General features: G+C 70.3%; 1 protein-coding gene. It reads left to right on the top strand.

The annotated features are described in order from the left end of the window. On the top strand, positions 1-239 hold a 239-nt coding region (locus tag Q0L15_RS22440; protein ID WP_296607084.1), incomplete at both ends, for an aldehyde dehydrogenase family protein.

The raw sequence follows: 239 nt of genomic DNA on the forward strand, positions 1-239 counted from the left end.
TCCTGCTCAAGCACGCCAGCAGCACTCCGCAGTGCGGTCTCGCGATGGAGCAGCTCTTCACCGACGCGGGCGTGCCGCACGGCGTCTACACCAACGTGTGGGCGCCGGGAAGCCGGGTCGGACGCATCATCGAGAACCCCCTCGTCCAGGGCGTCTCGTTGACGGGCAGCAACAAGGCCGGCGCCAGCGTCGGCGAGCTCGCGGGCCGCAAGGTGCGCAAGAGCGTCCTCGAGCTCGGC

Origin of the sequence: Nocardioides sp. (assembly GCF_024509035.1) — a bacterium.
GTDB lineage: Bacteria > Actinomycetota > Actinomycetes > Propionibacteriales > Nocardioidaceae > Nocardioides.